At 47.3% G+C, this 25,267-nt stretch carries 18 protein-coding genes; 9 read left to right on the top strand and 9 right to left on the bottom strand.

Translation table 11 applies throughout. The annotated features are described in order from the left end of the window. The first annotated feature begins 43 nt into the window (after positions 1–43). The 3 genes from alaS to ACMA1I_RS02880 are packed head-to-tail and all read left to right on the top strand — an operon-like array spanning position 44 to position 5,276. A complete protein-coding gene (gene alaS, locus ACMA1I_RS02890) occupies positions 44–2,680 on the top strand; it encodes an alanine--tRNA ligase (protein WP_337066753.1) in 2,637 nt (878 codons plus the stop codon). A gap of 16 nt (positions 2,681–2,696) precedes the next feature. Continuing rightward, positions 2,697–4,157 (top strand): Asp-tRNA(Asn)/Glu-tRNA(Gln) amidotransferase subunit GatB, encoded by a 1,461-nt coding sequence (gene gatB / locus ACMA1I_RS02885; protein WP_337066752.1) that lies wholly within the window; start codon positions 2,697–2,699, stop codon positions 4,155–4,157. 6 nt (positions 4,158–4,163) lie between these two features. Then, positions 4,164–5,276: a TlpA disulfide reductase family protein gene (locus tag ACMA1I_RS02880; protein ID WP_337066751.1), complete on the top strand. Its 1,113-nt coding sequence runs from the start codon at positions 4,164–4,166 to the stop codon at positions 5,274–5,276. A gap of 286 nt (positions 5,277–5,562) precedes the next feature. On the opposite strand, the gene ACMA1I_RS02875 is transcribed toward ACMA1I_RS02880, so the two are convergent. The 3 genes from ACMA1I_RS02875 to ACMA1I_RS02865 all read right to left on the bottom strand — a co-directional run bounded on the left by ACMA1I_RS02875 (position 5,563) and on the right by ACMA1I_RS02865 (position 7,451). Next, a complete protein-coding gene (locus ACMA1I_RS02875; protein ID WP_337066749.1) occupies positions 5,563–6,180 on the bottom strand; it encodes a hypothetical protein in 618 nt (205 codons plus the stop codon). Positions 6,181–6,183: 3 nt separating this feature from the next. After that, a complete protein-coding gene (locus ACMA1I_RS02870) occupies positions 6,184–6,708 on the bottom strand; it encodes an acyl-CoA thioesterase (protein WP_337066748.1) in 525 nt (174 codons plus the stop codon). A gap of 83 nt (positions 6,709–6,791) precedes the next feature. Further along, on the bottom strand, positions 6,792–7,451 hold the full coding sequence (locus tag ACMA1I_RS02865) for a protein-L-isoaspartate(D-aspartate) O-methyltransferase (RefSeq protein ID WP_337066747.1): 660 nt from the start codon (positions 7,449–7,451) through the stop codon (positions 6,792–6,794). Between the two features lie 203 nt (positions 7,452–7,654). Between ACMA1I_RS02865 and ACMA1I_RS02860 the strand changes: the two genes are divergently transcribed. Next, positions 7,655–8,242 carry a riboflavin synthase gene (locus ACMA1I_RS02860; RefSeq protein ID WP_337066746.1) on the top strand — a complete coding sequence of 196 codons (588 nt, stop codon included), beginning with the start codon at positions 7,655–7,657 and terminating at the stop codon, positions 8,240–8,242. A 345-nt stretch (positions 8,243–8,587) separates the two neighbouring features. Here ACMA1I_RS02860 and ACMA1I_RS02855 read toward each other — a convergent pair whose 3' ends face one another. Beyond that, entirely contained in the window at positions 8,588–9,172 is a 585-nt protein-coding gene (locus ACMA1I_RS02855; RefSeq protein ID WP_337066745.1) for a phosphatase PAP2 family protein, read from the bottom strand. A 9-nt stretch (positions 9,173–9,181) separates the two neighbouring features. Beyond that, complete coding sequence (gene hemF / locus ACMA1I_RS02850; RefSeq protein ID WP_337066744.1) at positions 9,182–10,081, bottom strand: oxygen-dependent coproporphyrinogen oxidase; 900 nt, start codon at positions 10,079–10,081, stop codon at positions 9,182–9,184. Positions 10,082–10,258: 177 nt separating this feature from the next. Here hemF and ACMA1I_RS02845 point away from each other — a divergent pair, with 177 nt between their 5' ends. After that, positions 10,259–12,337, top strand: coding sequence for a thiamine pyrophosphate-dependent enzyme (locus ACMA1I_RS02845; RefSeq protein WP_337066743.1), 2,079 nt, complete (start codon positions 10,259–10,261; stop codon positions 12,335–12,337). Positions 12,338–12,440: 103 nt separating this feature from the next. On the opposite strand, the gene ACMA1I_RS02840 is transcribed toward ACMA1I_RS02845, so the two are convergent. Beyond that, positions 12,441–14,747, bottom strand: a complete 2,307-nt coding sequence (locus ACMA1I_RS02840; protein WP_337066741.1) for a BamA/TamA family outer membrane protein — start codon at positions 14,745–14,747, stop codon at positions 12,441–12,443. A gap of 149 nt (positions 14,748–14,896) precedes the next feature. Between ACMA1I_RS02840 and ACMA1I_RS02835 the strand changes: the two genes are divergently transcribed. Then, positions 14,897–15,646, top strand: a complete 750-nt coding sequence (locus ACMA1I_RS02835; protein WP_337066740.1) for an RNA methyltransferase — start codon at positions 14,897–14,899, stop codon at positions 15,644–15,646. Positions 15,647–15,825: 179 nt separating this feature from the next. Here the strand turns inward: ACMA1I_RS02835 and ACMA1I_RS02830 are convergent, their stop codons facing one another. Genes ACMA1I_RS02830 through ACMA1I_RS02820 form a run of 3 tightly spaced genes read right to left on the bottom strand, consistent with a single transcriptional unit; the run spans position 15,826 to position 18,362 of the window. Beyond that, positions 15,826–16,965 (bottom strand): outer membrane beta-barrel protein, encoded by a 1,140-nt coding sequence (locus tag ACMA1I_RS02830; RefSeq protein WP_337066739.1) that lies wholly within the window; start codon positions 16,963–16,965, stop codon positions 15,826–15,828. Between the two features lie 10 nt (positions 16,966–16,975). Further along, positions 16,976–17,815 carry a hypothetical protein gene (locus ACMA1I_RS02825; RefSeq protein WP_337066738.1) on the bottom strand — a complete coding sequence of 280 codons (840 nt, stop codon included), beginning with the start codon at positions 17,813–17,815 and terminating at the stop codon, positions 16,976–16,978. Between the two features lie 13 nt (positions 17,816–17,828). Next, on the bottom strand, positions 17,829–18,362 hold the full coding sequence (locus tag ACMA1I_RS02820) for a sigma-70 family RNA polymerase sigma factor (RefSeq protein WP_337066737.1): 534 nt from the start codon (positions 18,360–18,362) through the stop codon (positions 17,829–17,831). A gap of 649 nt (positions 18,363–19,011) precedes the next feature. Here ACMA1I_RS02820 and ACMA1I_RS02815 point away from each other — a divergent pair. The 3 genes from ACMA1I_RS02815 to ACMA1I_RS02805 all read left to right on the top strand — a co-directional run bounded on the left by ACMA1I_RS02815 (position 19,012) and on the right by ACMA1I_RS02805 (position 25,106). Next, entirely contained in the window at positions 19,012–19,335 is a 324-nt protein-coding gene (locus ACMA1I_RS02815) for a hypothetical protein (protein WP_337066736.1), read from the top strand. Positions 19,336–19,533: 198 nt separating this feature from the next. Beyond that, on the top strand, positions 19,534–23,934 hold the full coding sequence (locus tag ACMA1I_RS02810; protein WP_337066735.1) for a CusA/CzcA family heavy metal efflux RND transporter: 4,401 nt from the start codon (positions 19,534–19,536) through the stop codon (positions 23,932–23,934). A gap of 2 nt (positions 23,935–23,936) precedes the next feature. Further along, positions 23,937–25,106: an efflux RND transporter periplasmic adaptor subunit gene (locus ACMA1I_RS02805; RefSeq protein ID WP_337066734.1), complete on the top strand. Its 1,170-nt coding sequence runs from the start codon at positions 23,937–23,939 to the stop codon at positions 25,104–25,106. The last annotated feature ends 161 nt before the right edge of the window (positions 25,107–25,267 follow it).

The following is a 25,267-nucleotide window of genomic DNA, read 5'->3' as shown; positions in this document are numbered from 1 at the left end:
CAACAAGTATAGCACTTAGTATCTAAAGGCTTAATACTCATACATGAACTCAGCTGAGATAAGACAAAAGTTCCTGGATTTCTTTGTTTCCAAGCAGCACCAGGTGGTGCCGTCGGCCCCGATTGTGGTAAAGGATGACCCTACGTTGATGTTTACCAACGCAGGAATGAACCAGTTTAAAGATTATTTTCTGGGCAACAAACCTGCTCCCTATAAGCGGGCCGCCGATACGCAGAAATGCCTCCGTGTAAGCGGCAAGCACAACGACCTCGAAGAAGTAGGCTACGATACCTACCACCACACCATGTTCGAAATGCTTGGCAACTGGTCGTTTGGCGATTATTTTAAGAAGGATGCGTTGGAGTGGGCTTGGGAATTACTTACGGAAGTGTATCAGCTGCCAAAGGACAGGCTGTATGTGTCGGTATTTGAAGGTGACGCCAAGGAGAATCTAGGGAAAGACGAAGAGGCCTACGCGATATGGAAAACCATGATCGCAGAGGACCGGATTCTGTTCGGTTCTAAAAAGGACAACTTCTGGGAAATGGGCGATACCGGCCCCTGCGGTCCCTGCTCCGAAATACATATCGACCTGCGTACCCCTGAAGAAATAGCCCAGGTGCCTGGCCGCGATTTGGTGAACAACGACCATCCGCAGGTGGTGGAAATATGGAACAACGTATTTATGGAGTTTAACCGGCTGGCTGATGGATCGCTGGTTAAACTGCCTGCTCAACATGTAGATACTGGCATGGGCTTCGAGCGTTTGTGTATGGCCATTCAAGGCAAACGCTCCAATTACGACACCGATGTTTTTCAGCCGCTTATACAGTTTGTAGCCAAAGAAGCAGGTGTGACCTATGGTGACGAGGAGAAAACAGATATTGCCATTCGGGTTATTTCCGATCATATACGTGCCATTGCCTTTGCCATAGCAGACGGGCAACTACCATCTAATAACAAAGCCGGTTATGTAATTCGTCGGATTTTGCGTCGTGCAGTGCGGTACGGTTTTACATTCCTCGATTTCAAGAAGCCATTTTTGTTCCGCCTCACCGAAGTATTGGCCGACCAGTTGGCCCATGTGTTCCCAGAGCTGAAACAGCAGTTAAGCTTTGTACAACGCGTTATTGAGGAAGAGGAGAATGCCTTTTTACGTACCCTTGAAAATGGATTGAAGCGCTTAGATGCCCTGGAAGAAAGGTTTAAGAGCAGCGACAATACAATCGATGGCAAAACTGCATTTGAATTGTATGACACCTTTGGCTTCCCATTAGACCTTACTGCACTTATAGCCCGTGAAAAAGGTTTGAAAGTAGATGAGGCTGGATTTGAGGTAGAAATGGAGCAACAGAAGAACCGCTCCCGCAACGCCTCAGCCTCGGAACAAACAGATTGGGTGGTGTTGCAGCCTGATGTGAGCACCGAATTTATCGGGTACGATACAGAAACTGCTGATTCACATATTGTAAGATACCGCCAGGTAAAGACAAAAAATAAGAGCGAATATCATCTGGTTTTAGATAAAACTCCTTTTTATGCCGAAAGTGGCGGGCAGGTTGGTGACACTGGATTCCTGATTTCAGGAACGGAGCAGGTAGAAGTGCTGGATACTAAAAAGGAGAATGATCTTATTCTGCATATTACAGCAAAATTGCCGCAGCAGGTGGAGGCCTCCTTCAGAAGTGAAGTGAATGCAGAGCGTCGTAATCTGATCCGAAAAAATCACTCTGCCACTCACTTACTACATGCCGCTTTAAGAAAAGTATTGGGCGACCATGTACAGCAGCGGGGTTCTCTTGTAAACGAGAAAGTACTTCGTTTTGACTTTTCGCATTTTGCAAAGGTTGAAGAAGCTCAGTTGCGTGAAATTGAGCATATTGTAAATGAGCGTATCCGACAGGGCATTGCGCTGGAGGAGCAACGCAATGTGCCTATTACAGAGGCCAAGAATATGGGAGCCATGGCCTTGTTTGGTGAAAAATATGGAGAGTTTGTTCGTGTCATTGCCTTCGATCGGGAGCACTCAGTAGAGTTGTGTGGTGGCATCCATGTACTCAATACGGGCCATATAGGCTACTTCAAAATTGTCTCGGAAAGCTCTGTAGCCGCCGGTGTGCGCCGAATAGAGGCAGTAACAGCTGTATCTGCCGAAGAATTTGTGCAACAGCAACTTAATGAACTTAATGCGGTACGTGAGGTACTAAGCACGCAAAACAACGTGTCTGGTGCCGTGCAAAAGCTGCAGGAAGAAAACAAAGCCTTGCAAAAGCAACTGGAGCAATTCGAACTGAAGCAACTCTCTTCGCTTAAAAATACCCTTGCTACAAAGGCGCAGACTTTAGGAGAAGTAAACTTTATCGCTGAAGTGGTGGAGGTAAGCACGGCAGATTACCTGAAAAAGCTCGCTTTCGATCTGCGACAGGCGGTAGAAAACCTGGTGCTTGTTCTGGCTGCTGAGATTGATGGAAAACCTCAGATCGCAGTCATGCTGTCTGATAATCTCGTTTCCGATAGGCAACTGAATGCAAGCCAACTGGTTCGTGAACTAGCTAAGGAGATTAAAGGCGGAGGCGGAGGCCAGCCCTTCTATGCCACAGCTGGAGGAAAAGATGCCTCAGGTTTGCAGGCCGTACCAGCCAAGGCACAGGAATTAATTAAAAAATCATTAAACAACTAATCTGTACCTTAAACAGATGGATGCAACCATAAGAGATAAGTACCAAGTAGTAATCGGTTTAGAAGTTCACGCGCAGCTGCTAACTGAAAGCAAAGCCTATTCTTCCGACTCAACGGAGTTTGGTATGATGCCAAACACAAACCTGAGCGTAATTACACTGGCTCACCCAGGCACACTTCCGCGCATAAATAAAAGGGTAGTGGAGATGGCTGTGAAAATGGGATTGGCCACCAATTGCGACATTACCCGTTACAATGTGTATGCACGCAAAAATTATTTCTACCCCGACCTTCCAAAGGGTTACCAGCTCACGCAGGACAAAACACCTATCTGTACTGGCGGGCACCTGGTAGTTAAGAATGAAGAAGGAAAAGACAGCCGTATTGGCATTACCCGCATCCATATGGAAGAAGATGCTGGAAAATCGATGCACTTACCAGGTGAGGTTGAGACCTTAGTAGACTACAACCGCGCAGGAGTGCCCCTGATCGAAATTGTGTCGGAGCCGGATATGCGAGATTCTACAGAGGCTTATAATTACCTACAGGAGGTTCGCCGCCTGGTGCGTTACCTCGAAATCTGCGATGGTAACATGGAAGAAGGTTCTTTCAGGTGCGATGCGAACGTTTCAGTTATGCTGAAGGGAGCTGATAAATTTGGAACTAAGGTGGAGGTAAAGAACATGAACTCCTTCCGAAACGTGCAACGCGCTATAGAGCATGAAGTAGAGCGGCAGATTGTAATAATAGAGGCAGGCGGAACGATCGAAGGTGAAACCCGCGGCTTTGACGCAAATACCGGCACCACATCGAGCCAGCGGACAAAAGAAACGATGAACGATTACCGGTACTTCCCGGAGCCGGACCTGCCACCGCTTATTATTGAAAAGGAGTGGCTGAACCGCATCAAAGAAACTATGCCAAGCCTGCCACAGGCTCTCTACAACCGATTTGTAAATGAATTCGGATTACCAGAGTATGATGCAAACGTGTTGACAGACACTAAAGAAGTTGCCTTATATTTTGAGGAGCTCTGTAAGCATACGAGCAATTACAAAGCAGCCTCGAACTGGGTAATGGGGCCCGTAAAATCGTATTTAAATGAACTGCAGTTGCACATCAGCGATTTCCCGCTGCAGCCACAGACTATTGCCGACCTTATCGCGTTAATAGATAGTAATAAGGTAAGCCATTCGGTGGCGTCTAAAAAGATTTACCCTTACCTGCTGGAGAACCCTGGCAAAACGCCCCATCAGGTGGCAGAGGAGCAAAATCTCCTTCAGGAATCTGATAGCAGCTCATTACAACAAATTGTAGCAGAGGTCTTGGCCGAAAACCCCAAGAAAGTAGCCGAGTTTAAAGCCGGTAAGCAATCGTTGGTTGGAATGTTCATGGGCGAAATCATGAAAAAGACCAAAGGAAAAGCCGATCCAAAAGTAGCCAATCAATTGCTGCGCGATGGCTTAAATAGTAAATAAAATAAAATGAAACTAAATAACTTATTAGCGATTGCTTCTGCAGTAGTGTTACTGGGTGCATGCCAGGGAAATAAGCCTGCTTCTAACGGAGGCAATGCCTATGTAATTAAAGGGAAGCTTCAAAACGCTTCCGAAGGAAACATCTACTTGTTTGAACTGGGAGAAACACAGTTTGTAGCCCGTGATACTTCGGCCATTGCACAGGATGGAAGCTTTCAATTTGAAGGCTCTGTGGCCGAACCTTCCTTTTACAGGGTAGGACTCGACCAACAGAATGGACTGATGCTGGTGCTCGAGAACAAGGACATTAAAGTAGAAGCTGATGCCAGTAACCTGGCCACCACTGCTAAAGTAGAAGGATCGGAAGATTCTAAACTGTTGCAGGAGTGGTTCCAGTTAAACGAGGAGTTAAAGGAGAAGGAGGCGGCGCTCACGCCTCGCTTTAACGAAGCCATGGCATCCGGAGATGAGGGTGCGGTGCTTGCGGTGCGCGAAGAATACTTGGGCTACCGCAAAAAGCTGCGAAACTTTATTGCAGAAAACCCTGGTTCTCTGGCCTCTGTATTCGGAATATTAAGCTTTGTGAACCCAATAGAAGAGTTTGCCTTTGCAGACAGCATGGTAACGCTCTATTCTGAGCAATTGCCGGAGTCCAAATACACTGCCATGCTCAACAAGCAGCTGGAAGGACTAAGAAGCACTGCAGTAGGGGCTATGGCTCCGGATTTTGCACTGACTACGCCGGATGGTGGCTCCATTGCACTTTCCTCTTTAAGAGGCAAGTATGTACTGATAGATTTCTGGGCATCGTGGTGCGGCCCTTGCCGCCAGGAGAACCCAAATGTAGTTCGCATGTACAACCAGTACAAAGACAAAGGATTTGAGATATTTGGAGTATCGCTTGATCAATCGAGAGATAAGTGGCTGGCAGCTATTGAGAAAGATAAGTTAACATGGCCACAAGTTTCAGACCTGAAAGGCTGGGAGAGCAGTGCCGCCCAACTGTATAAGGTAACTGCCATTCCACAAACAGTACTTATTGATAAAGAAGGCAAAATTATAGCAAAGGGCTTAAGAGGTCCGGACCTGGAAGCAAAATTAGCCAGTCTGCTCAATTAGTTTTTCAAGAACATAGAAAAAGCCCTAGCCGAAAGCTGGGGCTTTTTTGTTGCCGCTCAGCATAGCTGCTCGCTTCAGGTAAGTAAATTATGCTAATAGAATGACCCTTCCGGAGCTAAATTGGAGAAAAATACACAAGGGTATTTTGATCAATAGCTCAACGGGCATGTCTAACACAGCTATATTCTTTAAGCTCTGCACATCGGGAAATTATTATAATAAAAGCACCCTTCCAGAGTCAAATTAGTTGTTTTATGCTCTTGGGTTCAATGTCCAAAAGGAGGAGTTATAGAAACACCTGCCGAAGCGCATTCCAAAGTAGTTTCTTTTGCTCCGGGTCTTTGTCGAGCACCGCTAAAGACTGTGAGAAAATAATGGGGACCTGATCTACAAGCACCGGATTGTAAAGCGTGAATTTGTCGTGTGGCAACTGGGTGTCGATGCGGCTGGCAAAGCTGATGATGTGGTTCACTTTTAGTTTTTGCTGCAGCTCCTCAAATTGGGCTATGCTACCTGAAACATTATTCACAAAAGCAACATCCTGCGGACCGAGCCCAATCGCTGCCAGAATTTTTCGAAGGAACTCTAGCTGCGGAAGGTTCTGAAATACTGCATCATCCAGCGTAACCAGCACAATAACTCCTTTTTGGTTTTCACCAATAACAGTAAATGTTGGAGGAACAGTGGCCGGTTCTGCAGGAGTGGCTGATGGTATTTCTGCTGTCTGCGACTGCAACTGCAACTGGTTCTGAACAGGAGCAGGGTGGGCAATAATAGCAGGCTCTGGTTCAGAAGCTGGGAGAGGCATATCAAAAAGCAGTGTTTCACCGGGAACTACATAAAGTGTCTCGGTCAAAAAATGCTTTAAAAATACGCCATTAAGTTCTTCTGCCGCAAGCCCCATGCTCTATTCTTCCTTGATGTCAAAAATAGATTTTAGTTCTACCGCATCACTTGGTTTCATACGGCCAGCAAGTACAAGGCGCAACTGTCGGCGACGAAGGGCTCCCTCAAAGTGCTTTTGTTCTTCTTCTGTTTCCGGAATTGCTTCTGGCACATCGATAGGGTTACCAAGTTGGTCTACAGCCACAAAAGTGAAAAAGGCTTGGTTAGACAGGAATTTCTTCCCGCTCGGAATGTCTTCTGCATACACTTCAATATGCACTTCCATAGAAGAATTAAAGGCACGCGTTACCTTTGCCTCCAGCGTCACCACATTACCAAGTCGAATGGTTTCAGAAAAGGATACGTTATCTACCGAAGCCGTTACTACGATTCTGTTAGAGAACTTTTGAGCAGAGATGGCAGATACAATATCCATCCAGTGCATCATGCGGCCACCCATCAGGTTGTTTAGTGTGTTGGTGTCGTTGGGCAACACCAATTCCGTCATGATAACGTAAGAGTCTTTTACTTTTTTCTGTTTACGCATTCTTCTTAAGTATTTATACAAATATACTCTTCAGCTCCCAAACCGTAAAACAAAAATTAAAGATGCGTATGTTACTTGGTGCCTTATTCGTTAATTTCCCAACCAGATTTACCTAACAGAGGCACAAATTTAAAGTCTGAAAATTCTTCTCTAGTAAAATCGTTTTCGCCGGTACGGGTAATACGGAGCATCTTCTGTAGCTTTTCATCACCCACCGGAATTACCAATATTCCGCCTATGGCTAATTGCCGCACCAGGCTTTTAGGAATACCCGGTGCACCTGCTGTTACAATGATCTTATCGTAAGGAGCATGCCGAGGAAGGCCTTCAGAACCGTCGCCATGGAAGGTGTGCGGGCGCAGGTTGTAAGTTCTGAAGAACCGGCGCGCCTTTTCGTACAGCACCTTGTTAAACTCTATGGTATACACATGGGGCGTAATTTGTAGCAGCACCCAGCACTGGTAACCCGACCCTGTTCCGATCTCCAGTACTTTATCGGTTGGTCTAAGGTTAAGCAGCTCTGTTTGGAAGGCAACGGTATAGGGCTGCGAAATGGTTTGACCTTCACCAATCGGAAATGCCTTGTCTTCGTATGCCTGCTCCAGAAAAGCTCCTTCGAAGAAGAAGTGCCTAGGCACAGCCTCCATTGCGGCCAGCACCTGCTCACTTCTAATTCCTTTTTCGCGCAGTAGCTTTACCAATGCGCGCCGCATTCCTTTGTGTCTGTATAAGTCAACTTGCATTCTAAAATGGTTTATGCCAAAAAAAAACGGCTCACTCTTTATAAGTACTAAATTTAACGCGAACCGGACGTTTGATTTTGCGAAAATAAAGAACCAGGCCGAATAATAATATTTTAAAGGCAAATGAGTTTGGTTCAAAACCACAGAAGAAGCCAGTTATTCCATTCAATTTCTTAATTTTATGCATCTAAAATAAAGACAATATGTTTACAGGAATAATTGAGGCAACAGGTAAGGTAGAAGCCATTCGGGCCGAAAACACGAACAAGCACTTTACCATTTCCTGCCCCTTTACCAGCGAATTGAAGATAGACCAGAGCGTCGCTCACAACGGTGTTTGTTTAACTGTGGTCGACATTTCAGGCCAAAACTATATAGTTACAGCCATTGATGAAACGCTGAAAAAAACCAGCCTTAACACCCTGGCAGAAGGCGATGTCGTAAACCTGGAGCGCTGCATGCAGGCCAATGGCAGGTTCGACGGGCATGTGGTGCAGGGGCACGTGGACCAGACAGGCCGGTGCGAATCTGTATCTGACGAAAATGGCAGCTGGCTTTTTACCTTCAGCTACGACCCGGCAGCTGGCAATGTAACCGTAGAAAAAGGATCTATCTGCGTGAACGGCATCAGCCTGACGGTGGTAAACTCTCAGGCCGATCGTTTTTCAGTGGCTATTATTCCGTATACCTATGAGCATACAAACCTGCAACATGTAAAACCCGGTGATAGTGTGAATCTGGAGTTCGACATTATTGGCAAGTATGTTAAACGCCTTTTAGGTCAGTCTTAGCCTGTTTTAAGCTGTAAAGCCTTTGGGAGGCCATTTTTATTAGAAGAATTTGGTAGCTGGTTGTTGATGGCTGGAAGCGGATTGTTAAGAGGCTTAATTAATTAAGGATTAAATTGTTAAAAAGAGCAGGTAAGGCTTCGCAGCTCCTTCGAGGATTGTGCCAGAGCAGCTGCTGAAGATAAAAGTCTAGTATCTAGCATCCAGAATTCAAAATCATAGAAAAGCCTAGAATTAAGATGAAGTGCCAGGAGGAATGGAGCTAAAAAATGGTTGGTTAACAAAAACAAAAGGAGAAATCAGGTTTTAAACTGGTTTCTCCTTTTGTTATGCTGCTGCTACTGCTGCTTAAATTACTGGGTCCTTTTTGAGAGAAGGGTAGTAGAGCAGGATATATCGATAACCAATAGAAGAAGCAAAGGCCAGCATGGAGCCTAAAAGCGCTCCTCCAACAATATCGCCTGGGTAGTGCACTCCCAGGTAAATTCTGCTGTACGATACTATTACCGCCCAAGCCACCAGCACCACCTTAAAAATAAAGTAGCGGTCCGACAGAATCAGGTTAAAGAAAACCGCCAGTGCAAAGGCCGTAGAAGCATGCGAGGACATGAAGCCAAACTGTCCGCCGCAGCCATGCACTATATTTACCAGCCCTTCCAGGTCAGGTTCATAGCAGGGGCGGAGGCGGGCAAAGAAGGGCTTTAGGATGCCAGAAGCAATAAAATCGGCTAGGCCAATTGCTACTACACTCATTGCCAGCATCGGGATACTTTGCCTACGGTAGCGGTAGATTACGTAGGCTATCAGCAGTACGTAAAATGGGATCCAGACATATTTATCGGATACCAATATCATTACGGTATCCCAAAACGGATTGTGTTGGCTGTTTAGCGAAACAAACAGCTCTTGATCAAACTTCTCTAATTCCTCCATACTTGGCTACTATAGCACATTAATCCAGTCGATATCCTTTTTTAGGTATTTTTGAGTTTCTGCCTCCGGGCTTCCAGGTTCCGGTTGGTGGTTGTATTCCCAGGAGGCATACTTCGGCAGGCTCATCAGGATAGACTCGATGCGGCCACCGGTGGCAAGGCCGAATTTTGTGCCACGGTCATACACCAGGTTAAATTCCACATAGCGTCCTCTCCTGATCAGCTGCCAATGCTTCTGCTGCTTATTATAAGGTAAATTCCGGTTCTGGTTTATAATATTTGTGTAGAAAGGTGCAAAGGCACGAGCCATATCCTGTACAAAAGCAAAACGCTGCTCAATGGTAATTTCGTCTGTAGCCATCAGCCTGTCGAAAAAGATGCCGCCTACGCCCCGTGTTTCTTTGCGGTGGTCGTTGTAAAAGTAGTCGTCGGCCCATTTCTTAAACTCTGGATAGTAAGAGGGGTGGTGTTTGTCACAGACTGCTTTCATGGCTTTATGGAACTCCTTTGCCTGTTTCAGGTCCAGGTAGATGGGTGTAAGGTCTATACCGCCGCCAAACCACGCTTTGCCATTGCCAGCTTCAAAGTAGCGGACGTTCATGTGCGTAATAGGCACCATAGGGCTGTGCGGGTGCAATACCACCGAAACGCCAGTGGCAAAAAAAGCAGGATCAGGCATTTCGAGCATTTTCAGGAAGGCGGGCGAAAGTTGCCCCTGCACCGCCGAAAAATTGACACCACCTTTTTCCAGCACATTTCCCTGTTGGATTACACGCGAAATGCCGCCGCCGCCCTCTGCATGTTGCCACACATCAGCCGCAAAAGTGGCACCGCCATCACAGGTTTCTAGGTCGTGGCACAAGTCGTTTTGGAATTGCCGGAAAAATGCTTCAACTTCTTCTCTGAACATAGGTATAAAGTATTATTTTTGAGTGAGGGCAAAATTACTGAATAAAGCCTGTTCTGCCGAACCTGAACCTAACTTTTAGCAGTAAGTTCACACTCAGCATCATAACTTTATATAAAGGATGACTAAATGCATTCTTTTTTATCTACCTGAAACAAACTACAAAAGACCAGTCTACATATGCAACGAGAAACGATGGAGGCCCTGAAGATAGAGCTGGCAACATTAAAAAAAGCTTACCGCCTGATGGTTACCGCCAAAACCATGGGCGAAACCTACGAAGAGGAAAAAGCCATCTGCAGCAAGTATGTACACAGCACCTCCCGCGGACACGAGGCTATTCAGCTTGCAACCGCGTTTCAGTTGCAGCCATACGATTTTTTGGCTCCTTATTACCGCGATGAGTCATTGCTTTTGGGCCTTGGGTTAAAGCCTTACGAAATGATGCTGCAGCTCATGGGCAAAGCTGACGATCCGTTTGCAGGTGGCCGCACTTATTACGGACACCCTTCCATGAAGCGGGAAGGTTTCCCAATTATTCCCCACCAAAGTTCTGCTACCGGCATGCAGGCCATACCGGCCACCGGCATGGCCCATGGATTGGCCTACTTGGAATCGCAGGGGCTGCTTAAGGGAGAGCAAAAGCCTGTGGTACTTTGCTCTATCGGCGACGGTGCCGTAACAGAGGGTGAGGTGGCAGAGGCCTGGCAAATGGCCGTGCTCAAACAGCTTCCGATTATTTACCTGGTGCAGGACAATGAGTGGGGAATTTCGGCGCAGGGCAAAGAAATGCGCGCCATGGATGCCTACGAGTATGCTGCCGGTTTTAAAGGTATGGAACGGCTCCGCCTCGACGGTTCTGATTTTGCAGAATCATTTGAAGGCATGCGAGTGGCTTTTGAGTATGCCCGCCAACTGCGCAGACCTATATTGGTGCATGCCCGCTGCCCGCTGCTCAACCACCATACCTCCGGCGTTAGGCGGGAGTGGTACCGGGGCAACAGCCTCGAAAAGGAAGCCGCACGTGACCCTCTGCCAAAGCTAAAACAACTCCTGCTCGATGCAGATGTGCCGGAAACAGAAATTAAGGAACTGGAGCAGCAGGCAATAGACCTGGTGAGGCAGGATTTTGCACGTGCTTTAGATGCCGCCACACCAGATCCTGGTACTTACGATCAGCATATTTTCGCACCCACACCAGTAACTGCCGAAGCAGGCAACCGCAAGCCGGCCAAAGCCGAAAAAGTGACGATGGTGGATGCCGCGTTGCATGCAGTAGACGATATTTTGAGAACATACCCAGAGACCATATTTTATGGCCAGGATGTTGGCGGTGAGCTAGGAGGCGTTTTTAGAGAGGCGGCTCTGCTGGCAAAGAAATATGGCGATGCACGTGTATTCAATACGCCTATTCAGGAGGCCTACATAATAGGCTCTACAGCAGGCATGTCGGCAGTAGGAGTGAAAGCCATAGTAGAAATCCAGTTTGCCGACTACATCTGGGCAGGAATGAACCAGTTGGTAGTTGAACTATCAAAGAGCTGCTATCTGACCAATGGCAAATTTCCTGTTCAGGCGCTGATACGGGTGCCCATTGGAGCTTATGGTGGAGGAGGCCCGTACCACTCCGGCAGTATAGAGTCTACCTTGCTCAACATCCGAGGCATTAAAGTAGTGTATCCGTCTAACGCGGCAGATATGAAAGGCCTTATGAAAGCTGCTTTTCTGGACCCGAATCCGGTGGTCATGCTGGAGCACAAAGGACTTTACTGGTCTAAAGTGCCAGGCACGGAGGAGGCCCGAACAGTGGAGCCAGACGAAGACTATGTACTGCCACTGGGAGTCGCTAGAGTGGTACAGTATGCGCAGGACGAGCAGGTGCAAGCCGGCAATAGCCTGACAGTTATAACTTACGGAATGGGAATATACTGGGCAAAAGCAGCTGCCGAACGCTTTACAGGTTGTGTTGAAATACTGGACCTCCGTACCCTAAACCCACTTGATTTCGACAGTGTGGTGGCATCGGTGCAGCGGCATGGTAAAGCCCTTGTGCTAACTGAAGAACCTTTGCTCAACTCCTTCGCCGAATCGTTAGCAGGCCGCATTTCCAAAGCATGTTTCCAGCAGCTCGACGCGCCAGTATTTACACTGGGAGCCGCTAATTTACCGGCTTTGCCACTAAGTATAGAGCTGGAGCGCATGGTGCTGCCAAATGCCCAAAAAGTAGCAGCGGCTATGGAAGAGTTGCTCAACTATTAGCGACTCTTTAACGTGCTTTGCGCTCGGGGTCAGCCCTAGACCCAATTGCCTTATATAATGGCTCTGGAAGGCCCTTTTCATTAGAAGAATTGGGGAAAAGATTTTAGAACGGATAACCAATACCAATTGTCAGGTTGCTTTGGTTGTTCCTGGAGAAAAAGTCCCAGAACTTGAAATTGCTGATGATAAAGTTATTGCCATCTAAGGCGGCCGGATCGTAGACTTTAGTGGCAAAATCGAACCGGAGAATTAGAACCGATAAATCGAAGCGAAGGCCGAAACCTGTTCCTACCGCAAATTCTTTGTAAAACCTGTTAAAGGCAAAGTCGGCGCCTGGTCGCTCCGGGTTTTCCCTCAGAAACCATACGTTACCGGCATCCACAAACACAGCGCCATTTAAAAAACTGAACATGTTAAAGCGATATTCCATGCTGCCCTCTATCAGCACCTCGCCGGGCTGCTCCGGCGTAAAGTCTCGGACCTCTACCGGCGCACCGTTCACTGTGTCGATGGAGGTGGTGGCGTAGGAGCCGGGGCCCAGTCTTCTTACAAGCCAGGCGCGCACACTCGAGCCGCCACCTGCAAAAAAGTATTTGTCGTAGGGTAGGAGGTCAGTTTTAAATAGAGGATTGCCTAAGCCCATGTTGACCCTGTAAACAAGAAACCGCTTGCCGCCTAAGGGAATGTAGCGCCTGTAGTCGGGGTTAACCTTTACAAACTGAAAGGTGTTGAGGCCGCCAAGTTTGGGGTTAAAACCCAGCCTTTGCGATAAGCCGCCTACCTCGAGCTGCAGTCGGAACAGCCGGGCATCGCGGGTTTGGGTAAAGTCGTTGGTGTTATAGGTGGCATTAAAGGAAATGGTAGAAATAAACGCTGGCCTGAAACTCTCGATAAGCGACCTGCTACCCTGGCTGAACCGCTCCAGGTACTCCCGGAACCGCCGAAAGTTTTTACCCACAGTATCTACCTGCGCAATCTGAAGGTTTACAGGAGAAAAGATGTACTGCAGGTAAGGCGGCTGTGCCGGAGTGCGAGATTTTTGCCAGATATAGGACAGGGCCAGGTCATAGTTTGTCCGATGGTACTCATCGCGGTCTACATCGGTATAACCTGCGTAAATCCTGGTTCGGGGATTGTTGTCGCTAAGAACCTTGCCTCCGCCATAAGGCAGCAGGAAAGTAGGGAACGACAAGGCTACATCGGCTCCTAATTCCCTAATAATGACTGTTTGACGACTGTCTAGACTCACTTGCCCTTCGTAACCGCCACGCAAGCCGAAATCCAGGTTCTCGGCTCCTCCAAACACATTTCGCACCCGCAGCCGCAGGCTTGTAAAAGGCCCTGGCACACGTTCCGAGTAGTTGAGACCTAGCTCCGCAGTTTCCTGAAATTTTTTGGTTGGCACGGCATTCACAAAGGCATTGAGCCGGTACCGAGTCGTGTCATCTGGCGACTCCACCTTGGTATACACTATGTTGTTAAACTGGAATACATCTAGCTCAGACAGCCTCCGCTGTGTAACTGTGGTTCTTATCTGGCTATAAGGTCGCCCGGCCTCAATATCTGTTTTTAGGTCGAGTATGCGAGGTGAGTATTTGTGGTTGTAAGACAGGAATTTTATATTGTTGTACTCAATGGTATCGCGGGTGCGGCCAAAACGGTCATTGTCAGTTTTGAAATAAACGTTTTCGATGGTGTAAAGCGGGTGATGGTCAGAGTTCTCCGGGTTGTCTACCACCACATCCAGGCGCACGGTATTTCCCCCAAAGCTGGTGTCTACATCAAAACGGATATAGGCTTTGGCAAAATCATAGAAGCCATTGTTTCGAAGCGAATTATAAATCCGATCTCTTTCCTCTGTCAGTACCTGATCGTCGTAAATGTCGTTCAGCTTCAGCAGAGATCGGGTAGACGTCCGCTTTACCACACGCAGCACAGCCGTATCAGGAATGGCATAGTTGAGGTGAGAGTACCGGTAAGGTTCCTTTTCCTTTATATTAATGGTAATGTAAACTTTCTTTCCTTTAACTTCTTTCTCGTAAGCCGACTCGTGGTTAAAATAGCCGCGGCCATTCATGTAGAAGTCGATCTGTTTCATGGTGGCCTTCATGAGAGTGGAGTCGTAAATGGCAGGTGGCTCTCCAAGTTGCATAAAGAAGTTGCCTTCTTCTTTTTTATCCTGCAACCGCTCTATTCTCTGCTCAAACCGAGACTGAATTCTTCTGATCTTGAGCGTATCGGTTTCGGCATCCCTTATCTTTTCCTCCCGCTTAATTTCCTGCTTCTCAATCCGCTTATCTATTTTTTCGGGCGCGTAGAACCGCTTTCCAAAATAATAAAACGAAAGGTAAGGCGTAGACCAGAGAATAACCCGGTTAGGTTGCTGCTGGTAAAGTGAGGCGATGCTCAAGGGCTCAATATTTTTTAGCCCATTGGTTTTAATGCTAACTAGAAGTTCCTCATTCTCAGCCAAGTGACGTGTAGGAACACAGCCTGCAAAACTAAAAATTGTAATTAACAGGGTGAATATGTAAAATCGTGGGTTCAAACGTTTCAGCTATGTTATCTAAGGCAGTACTAAAGTATATTAATTCCTTACAAATAAAAAAATACCGCCACCAGCACCAGGCATTTGTGGTGGAGGGTGCTAAAAGCGTAATGGAGCTGCTCAAAGCCGATTTCGAGCTTCAGCACCTGTTTGTTACAGAAGCATTTTACCACGAAAATACCAAAACTTTAGCAAAGGGCTACCGCTATCATATTGTTACCGAGGAAGAACTTACCAAAGCGGGCACTTTTGCCAGCAACAATGCCGCTCTGGCGGTTGCAAAGATGCGAACTGTGCCGCCAATACAACTAAAAAATACTGATTTTATTATTGCGCTCGACGATGTGCGTGACCCCGGAAACCTGGGCACCATTATCCGAATTGCAGACTGGTACGGCATTAGCCAATTGGTTTGTTCAGAAAACTGTGCCGATTTTTACAATCCGAAAGTTATATCGGCCACAATGGGGTCTTTTACAAGAGTTCAGGCACAGTACCTCGACCTGGTAGAGTGGCTGAAGGAGCAAAAGAAGGTTGGCTTGGCTGTGTATGGAGCTTCGCTTGCCGGAGAGAACCTGCATAAGCAGCAGTTGCAGCCGCAGGGCATCGTGGTGTTAGGGAACGAAGCCAATGGCATTCGGCCAGAAGTAGAAGCCTGTATGACCCACCTGATCAAAATTCCGGCTTTTGGCAAAGCAGAGTCGCTGAATGTAGCTACTGCCACTGCCATTATCATCGATAACTTTAAAAGGAACAGCTGAGACTAAATTTTTGGGTGTAGAAAGAGCAAAACTTTTCCTGTTTACCCTTGGCGCAATATGATCCTAAAAGCTTCTGGAAGGGCAAATTCATTTAGATAATTTCTTTCAGGTTGCGTAATAGCCACAAAAAAGGTTCTGCTGCAAGGGCAACAGAACCTTTTTTGTGGTAGAAACTAATTTTATAATAACCGGAAACCAAAGCTGATCACGTTTACATCCGGACCGCGGTCGTCTCTGAACAGGCTGTTCATGTTGTATTTCACGAAAAGGTCCAGGTTTCCGTAGCCGATTACGCCTGTCAGGCCGTACTGGAAGTCGTTGAGGTTGTAGTTGCTGCGCACTTTGTCTTTTTCGGTGCTGCCGCCTTCGCTGTATTTCAGTTTAGAGTGGCTGCCTAAGCGGTAACCTGCAAAACCACCAGCGCCAATTTTAAAGCCTTCCTTACCGTTAGCGCGCTTAAATTTGAGCATCGGCATAATCGGCAGGTTAACAGAGGAGTGCGTTAACTTTGATTTTGCGTAGCTGATGTCAGTTGCTCTTCTGAAGTAGGTAATATCGTTTACATCTTCCTCTATTACATAGTTTCTATCGAACATGTAGTTGTTAAAGGCGAACCCCAGGCCAGAAATAACATAGAAGGGACTTGTTCTTCCGCCTACCTGCGATGTCATGCGCCAGTTGATGCTCACATAACGCGATCCGAGTGGTTTCAGGTCCGGAATAGGAGATCCGCCCTGTGTCTCGTTCTGATTTACAAAAGTGTTCAGGCCAAGGTCCAGGTCCAGTCCGAAACGGGTAGGCTTGAAGGGTTTTTCTTTTTTAGTTTTGGTGCTGTCGGAGCGGGAAGGGGTGTTTACATTTACCCTGGTGTTTTTGCCATCCTCCCGTACTTCCACATCTATTTTAATGTTTTTGTTGATGCGGATTTCGTGCCGTTCTGTTTTGGTGGTGTCGTTCTGGTCAGCGCCTTGTACCATAATGGTAACCTGCTCGGCGTCGGAGCTGCTTCCTTTTTCAGAAGGAGTAATGGTAACGGTCATTTGCTTGGAGTTAGTTGCCTTGCTGGTACGCTCCAGATTATCTACTTCGCCGGCATATTTGCTGATAACCGTTATAAGAGAGTCGAGGCTGTAGTTGCGGAAGGCCTGTAGCTGCTCCATGTTATCCAGAAAGAGCACCATTTTAGCTCCGTTTGGCATCTTAACTACTATGGTATCTTGGGCACCAAAGCGTTCGCCTATGGTAAGACCGCCTTTGGCAGACACACCGGTAGCGGCAGCCATGAAAATGGCCGTAATGAGTAGGAATAATCGTTTCATGATTTTAGGATTAGAGATTAATGACTTTTGAGAATTTTTGTTTTCCTATTTGAGTTTCCAGGGCAATCTGATCTGTGTGAATACCAAGATCAGAAAGCTCTACTGGTTCGCCCAAGGCGATATTTTTAACTTGTTTAAAGATGCTTTTCGCTACCTGCTGCTTTTTATCCAGGCCAGTGAGGGGCTCATCCTTTTCCGGTTGCTGCATGGCTACAGTTTGGGAGTTCATGGAACGCTTTATAATAATCTCGACGCGCTCCTGTTTTTCTGCTGTGGTAACACGGGCTTCTGGTATAATTACCTCCGGTTTGTCTTGTTCGGTTAGAGTAGCCAAAGCACGTTCAGGCGCAGCTGGGGCAAGTGGCTCCACTTGCTTTACAGTATTTGTTTTTTTAACCGGAGCCGTCTTGGCTATGGCCTTAGCAGGTGCCGCCTGTTTCTCAACCGGAGAAGCTGGTTCGGTTGACGTAATATTTTCAGGCTTGCCTGGTTCTGCTACCACCGCTCCAGGAGCTTCGGCTTGTTGAGCTGGAGTGTTTTGGGCTATAGTCTCTGGTGTGCCGGGTGCCGTTTTCTCTGTTTGTGCCAGGGCAGGAGCCTTTTCGGTTTGGTTCTGCCTGAGGCTGAAGAATACAAGTCCTGCGGCAAGTAACAAGGCCACAGCGGCTGCCACTCCATAATTACGGTACCACGCCAGGAACACCCCCTTTTTATCTTCCTGCTCAGGCTGGGCCTGCGGCATTTCAGTTTCTATTCGCTCCTGCAGCCGGTTCCAAAGGTCGGCTGGCGGTGTAGGAGAGGAGTTGCCTAAACGCTCTTTAAAAATTTTATCTACTTCTTCTGGTTTCATGTTGTTCCTCCTTTTACTTGGCAATGGCTTCGTTGCCGCTCAATCTGCGCTGGAGCATGGCCCGGGCCTTGCTCAACTGCGACTTCGAAGTGCCTTCTGTTATGCCTAACATATCAGCAATTTCTTTATGCCCATAGCCTTCAATGGCGTACAGGTTAAATACGGCTCTATAGCCTGCGGGCAGGTTCTGGAGCAGCTCCAGTAATTCTTCTTCTGCCAGTTCCTGGTCTGCACCGGTTGTCGCGGCTACCTGAATATGGCTGTCTTCTATCGCCATGTGCAGCGGCTCCTTTTTACGAAGAAAGCCAAGTGCCTCATTTACCATAATACGTCTTACCCAACCTTCAAAACTGCCTTTTGCCTCGTACTGACCAATGTGCTGGTAAATTTTCATAAAACCGTTCAGGAGCGCCTCTTCAGCATCCATCTGGTTTTTCAGGTAGCGAAGACAAACCCCGTACATGGAAGCCGCAAAGCGTTCGTAAAGGCATTTCTGCGCTTTACTTTCTGCCCGCTGGCAACCTGCTATCAGTTCTTGTTCTGTCACGCTGGGTAATTGTTTTACAAATAGTGTATGTTTTGGTTTTGATCTGAGCTTTTTGTTGCTCTTTGTCTCTAAGATGTAAAAACCTTAGCCGGAGGTTGCCTGAGGTATCTTAAATTTCTGAAATTTTTTTTACTGAGGAGGTTTAGGTATGGTAAATATTTTAGTATGAGTGTTTTAAGCGCTGTTTTTGGTTATAAATTTACTTTCATCAAGAAAAATAGCTTAAAAAGATAAAGGGGCCCCTTGCGGTAAAAAACTTAAAACAGCTCTGGAAGGCACTTTTCATTAGCAGAATTTAATTAATGTGCTGATGATAAAATGTACTGATGTGGGGTTTTTGAACTACTGGTAAAACTCCACAGGGTGCGCCGCTACTGGCGAGTCAGTTTTTAGAACACCAGTTTCAGAATAAGTCTTGAAGCTTAAATCTAGCTTCTATATTCTCTAAAATGCCTCTGGAAGACCGGTTTCATTAGCATAATTTATTAACCTGTCAGAAGTAAGTTCCCGCAGGTTCAAAGGATGGTAGCTCCCAGCAAAAGAGGGCTTACTAAAGATACGCACCTGTTTGTAGTAAAAGAATCTTGTTAAAGCTTTTAAATTAAAGTTTAACCATTAAATTTTAGATGCGAATGCTTATCTTTGCCGCATGAATTTTACCGCTTTGTTCTTTTGCTTTTATTTGTGCTGGATGGCCTGTTTGCCATGCACCGATAAGGTACTGGACCACAGCGAGCATCATCCTAACCTGGCAGATGTGTCTGATTCTACCGGGCATTCTCCTTTTCATGAAGACAGCTGCCCCATATTTTGCAGTTGTGGCTGCTGCGCCACTTACACGGTTACCGTAGAGCCGGAGCAGTTTGTTTTTAAGCTTTACTTTAAACCAAAGAGTAAAGCCATTACCTATCCATCGGAGCGACAGCTTACCTGTTATTACTCCTTCTGGCGACCGCCTAGACCCTTGGTTTAACTTCTGAACAACTTCAGTTACATGTGCTTTGTAAGGACTGTATCCTAATGCTGGATACCTGCTGTGCCTTCTCTGCACTTTAAGACTGACTGCAGGCCAATTTGTTTTTTGGTCTAAGTAATTGCTGTGTCTGCACCTCTTCCTTTTAGCGAAAGGCACAGGTGTTAAAGCTTTTTCATTAGTTAATCCAAAATACTCATGTTCCCTAAAATTATTCAGTTTTCTATACAGAACAAGCTGGTAATTGGGTTAATGGTTTTCTGCCTGGTATTGTGGGGAGGTTATGGCCTCACACAGTTGCCGGTAGATGCTGTGCCCGATATTACCAACAACCAGGTGCAGGTGGTAACTTCATCACCTACGCTGGCCGCTCAGGAAGTAGAGCGTTTTATTACCACTCCCATAGAGATTGCCCTCGCCAACGTACCTGATGTGGTAGAGATGCGATCCGTGTCCCGTTTTGGCTTATCTGTCATAACCGTTGTGTTTGAAGATAAGGTAGATCAGTACCTGGCCCGACAAATGATATCTGAAAGGTTAGGCGAAGCAGAACGCCAGATACCGGCCCAGTTAGGTACGCCGGAGCTGGCACCTGTTACTACTGGTCTGGGAGAAATTTACCAATATGTGCTGCTGCCCAAGCCGGGGAGCAGCAAAAAATACAGTGCTATGGAGCTGCGCACCATCCAGGATTGGATTGTGAGGCGGCAACTGCTCGGAACACCTGGTGTGGCCGATGTAAGCAGCTTCGGAGGCTTTGTGAAAGAATACGAGGTGGCCCTGGAGCCAAACCGGCTACGCAGCATGAACCTGACAGTGGCAGAAGTGGTAGCAGCCCTGGATGCCAACAACGAGAACACCGGTGCAGCCTACATCGAGAAAAACCAAAGTGCTTTTTTTATTCGTGGCCTGGGCCTCGTGAACACTTTAGAGGAAATAGAGCAGGTAGTGGTAGCTAACCGGCAGGGGGTGCCTGTTTTAGTGCGCGATGTCGCGCAGGTGCAGTATGGGCACCCGGTGCGATACGGCGCCCTCACCAGAAATACCGATGGCGAAGTGGTAGGCGGTATCGTGCTGATGCTAAAGGGCGCCAACTCTTCAGAAGTTATAAAGAATGTTCAGGCGAAAGTGGAGGCGATTCAAAGCTCGCTGCCGGAAGGGCTCATGGTGGAAGCCTACCTGGACAGGAGCAAACTGGTAGACAAGGCCATTAGCACCGTAGCCACAAACTTAATTGAAGGGGGCCTGATTGTTATTTTTGTTTTGGTGCTGTTGCTGGGTAACCTGCGGGCAGGTTTGGTAGTGGCCTCTGTTATTCCGCTTTCGATGTTGTTCGCCTTGGGTATGATGAACCTGTTTGGCGTGTCCGGTAACCTGATGAGCTTGGGAGCCATCGATTTTGGCCTGATCGTAGATGGCGCCGTGATTATTGTGGAAGGCGTGCTACATTTTATCGTGGTCAAAAATCAAAATTTGCCCTTACGTAAGCTCACTCAGCCCGAAATGGACAAAGAAGTGGAGTCTGCCGCCTCTAATATTATGAACTCCGCTGCTTTTGGGATGCTGATTATTCTGATTGTATACCTGCCGATTATGGCACTAGTGGGCATCGAGGGCAAAATGTTTAAGCCAATGGCCCAAACTGTGAGTTTTGCCATTCTGGGTGCCTTTATTCTCTCGCTCACCTATGTGCCTATGATCTCAACATTGGTTCTCAGTAAAAAGTCAAAGCACAAAGAGAACATCTCAGATCGCATTATGGGTTTTCTGCAGCGCTTGTACACACCAATTATTCATTTGGCTCTTCGATTTAAAGCCATTGTTGTGGGCCTGGCGGTGCTGCTGTTTACCTTCAGCCTGTTTGTGTTTAACAGCATGGGAGGCGAGTTTTTGCCGGACCTGGAGGAAGGGGACTTTGCCATGGACCTGCGGCTGGTGCCGGGTGCCTCGCTCAGTCAAACTATTAGTACCACCACCAAAGTAAGTGAGATACTGCTAAGGGAGTTCCCGGAGGTGGAAGGCGTGATTGGCAAAATTGGTACAGCCGAAATTCCCACAGATCCTATGCCTATAGAAGCCGCCGATGTTATGATTCTGCTCAAGGAGAAAGATGAATGGACCAGCGCCAGCAACCGCCAGGAACTGGCAGGCAAAATGGATCAGGCACTAAAAGTATTGCCGGGCATGAATTATGGTTTTCAGCAGCCCATGCAGCTCCGCTTTAATGAGCTCATGACTGGGTCTAAACAAGATGTAGCCATAAAAATTTTTGGCGACGACCTCAATAAGCTTTCTGAGTTGGGTGCCCAGGTAGATAAACTCATATCGCCTGTTGAAGGCGTGCAGGATGTGTACGTGGAGGAAGTAACGGGTCTCCCTCAGATTGTGGTTGAATATAAACGCGCCAGTATGTCGCAGTACGGGCTTAAGGTGGCCGATGTCAACACTGTGCTACGTGCTGCGTTTGCTGGGCAGGCTGCAGGGGCCGTGTACGAGGGGGACCGGCGGTTCGAGTTGGTAGTGCGCATGGAGGGAGAGTCGCGCAAAGATCTTGCCGATATAGGAAGTTTATTTATTCCGCTTCCGGCCGGAGGTCAGGTACAAGTGCAGCAGGTAGCCGATATCCGCTTTGAAGATGGCCCAATGCAGATTTCGCGAGAAGAAGGCCGCCGTAGAATTGTGGTAGGCTTTAACGTGCGCAACCGCGATGTGGAATCTATTGTGGCGGAGATTCAAGGCAAGCTGTCGCAGGAGCTAAACCTGCCTGCCGGCTATTTTGTAACGTATGGCGGGCAGTTCGAAAACCTGGTAAATGCCAAGAAGCGACTTTCTGTGGCTGTTCCGGCAGCTCTGTTGCTCATCCTGTTTTTGCTCTACCTTACCTTCAAGTCGGTGAAGCAAAGCCTTTTGATTTTCACCGCAATACCGCTTTCTGCAATAGGCGGTATTTTTGCACTTTGGCTTCGGGGTATGCCCTTTAGCATTTCGGCAGGCGTTGGTTTTATCGCTTTATTTGGTGTGGCCGTACTAAATGGCATTGTGCTCATTGGTTATTTTAACCAGCTAAAAGCAGAGGGTGTTACGGATGTATATGAGCGTATTATAAGAGGAACACGTGTCAGATTACGACCGGTACTCATGACTGCTTCAGTAGCGGCTCTTGGCTTTTTGCCAATGGCTTTGTCTGGTTCAGCCGGGGCCGAAGTGCAGCGCCCTTTGGCGACAGTTGTTATCGGTGGCTTGTTTACTTCTACTTTACTTACGCTGGTTGTGCTGCCGGTGCTGTACTATTTCTTTACTTCAAAAGAAAGGCCAAAAGTAGTTGTGAGTCAGGCTTATCATATTTCTTGGCCTATCCTTTTGGTTGGGTTGCTTGGTGTAGGGGCATTAGCCGCCATACCGGCGAAGGCACAGGAAACACCTAAACAAGAAATGACACTCCAGGAACTGCTGGAGGATGCTAAAATGAATAATCCTGATCTTAAAGCTACCTCCCAGTTAGTAGACCGTGAGATTGCCTTACGAGGAGCTTCTATTGACCTGCCGAAGACACAATTGGGCTACAGCAGGGGGCAGATCAGTACGATGAACAGGGATACATATATTTCGGCTTCACAGCAATTTGCTTTTCCTACAGTATATGCCAACCAGGCAAAATTAGCCGATGCCACCATTGGGCAGGCTTCAGCCAGAAAGGTGCTGGCAGAGCGGGAGTTGGTGCGCGAGGTAAAGCAGGCTTATTATGCCCTGCAGTACCAGCGAGCCAGGCAAAGACTATTGCAACAGCAGGATTCTCTTTTCAGCCGCTTCGCCCGGGCCGCCGCCATTCGCTTTAAAACTGGCGAAACAGGGTATCTGGAGCAGGCTGCTGCCGAAACCAGGAGCATGGCCCTGCGAACAGAGCTCCAGCAGGTGCAGGCCGATGTGCAGATTGCCAACCGAAGACTGCTGGTGCTTCTGCAGGCAACAGAACCAGTTCAGGTAATAGAAGAAGAGCTAACTAAACGCCTGGTGCCCGCCCTAAGCGATACCAGTTTGCCTGCCTCTACACCTTATCTTGCCTTTTTAAAACAAGGTGTGCAGGTAGCAGAGCGACAGACTAAGTTGGAGCAATCTCGTCTGTTACCAGATTTTACGATTGGTTACTTCAACCAAAGCTTTATTGGAGAAACACCCGTGGAAGGAACCGGCGGCAGGTACACCGCAGGTGACCGATTTGCTGGTGTGGAGGCCGGTATTGCAGTGCCTCTTTGGTTTGGTGCTCAAAAGGCCAGAATTAAAGCTGCCCGTCTGCAGGAAGAAGCTACCCGCACAAGCGTTAGCTATCAGGAGCAATTGCTGCTAGCCGAAATTCAGAACCTGGCGCAGGAATTGCAAAAACAAACTTCCACACTTACCTATTTTGAACAGGGGGCTCTTAACCAGGCAAGCCAGATGATTAAAGCGGCGGAACTGAGCTTTAGCGCTGGCGAGATCGACTATGTAGAATATGTCCAGGCACTGGAACAAGCCTTTTTGCTGAAGGCAAATTACCTGATCGCTCTGCGGGAGTACAACCAAACTATCATTCAACTTGAATTTTCAACAGGAATAGAATAACCATGAACCGATTTTTATATAGCTTACTGACTGCAGGAATAATATCTTTTGCGGCCTGTACAGAACAAAGTAAAGAAACTGCAACGGAGACTCCTGCTCCGGAAGCCACTGCAACTGCCTTGCCAGAGGACATGGTACAACTGACGGCCCAACAACAGCAAATAAGTGAGATAGAAATTGGAACGATTCAGAATAGATCCTTATCAGCACGCATCAAGGCTAACGGACAGATTGAGCTTCCTCCTCAAAACAAGGCCAGTATTAATCCTTTAATGGGTGGTGTGGTAAGATCTATTAGAGTTAAAGATGGCCAGTATGTGCAGAAGGGCAGAATTCTCGCCACACTCGAAAACCCGGAGCTTATCAGGCTGCAGGAAGAGTACCTTACCACCCAAAGTCAGCTAGCCATGGCCGAACTGGACCAGGAAAGGCAGCAGATTCTTAGCCAAGAGCAGATTGGCGCGCGGAAAAAATTTGAACAGGCTAATACTGACGTAAAAGTGCGGCAGGCCCGGCTTAATTCTCTGAGAACACACCTCCGCTCCCTAGGCCTTTCTCCTAAGCAGGTAGAGGCTGGGAAAGTGACAGCGACCATGGCCATTGTTGCTCCCATTAGCGGCTTTGTACAGAATATTGCTATAAATCTGGGTTCTTATGCGCAACCGGGGCAGGAAATGTTTGCGGTAGTAGACAATAGCCACCTACATCTGCAGTTGTTGGTTTTTGAACGCGATTTTGAAAATATAGAAGTTGGCCAGCAAGTGTTGTTCACTATACCTAACGGTGTTGCAGCGCAGCAAAAGGCAAGCGTGTTTTCCCTGGGAAAAGCGTTTGAAGGTGATTCACGTATGGTGCGGGTACACGCGGAACTGGAGAACAGCGGCAAGGCAAAAATTTTGCCAGGTATGTATGTGAATGCAGAAATAGTGGCAGGCAAGCAAGAATTACTTGCTTTGCCCGAAGAAGCCGTTGTTCGTTATAAAAATGAACCATATATATTTGTGCAGGAAGCGGCCAATACTTTTAGGTTGACACCAGTAGAAACAGGCGTTACAGAGGCTGGATTTACGGAGATAAAATCTGTTGCAGACACAAAGGCAGATGCCCGTATTGTAACGAAAGGCGCTTTTTACCTATTGGCAGAGAAAATGAAATCTGAAGTAGCGGAATAAGGGATTGGTTCGGACTGAAATGGCCTAAAAAACAAAAGAGACTCCCCGGTACTTTGGGGAGCCTCTCTTGAGTTTGAAAATATAAATTTCCAACTTTTAGCCGTCTTATCCATAGCAATACTTATGCCATATTTAGTATTTTGGGAAATTATTATTGTAAT

The sequence above is a fragment of the Pontibacter sp. 13R65 genome (genome assembly GCF_047525655.1).
In the GTDB taxonomy this organism is placed as follows: domain Bacteria; phylum Bacteroidota; class Bacteroidia; order Cytophagales; family Hymenobacteraceae; genus Pontibacter.
The sequence above is the reverse complement of the archived record's forward strand: the minus strand, read 5'-3'. Positions and strand labels throughout refer to the sequence as shown.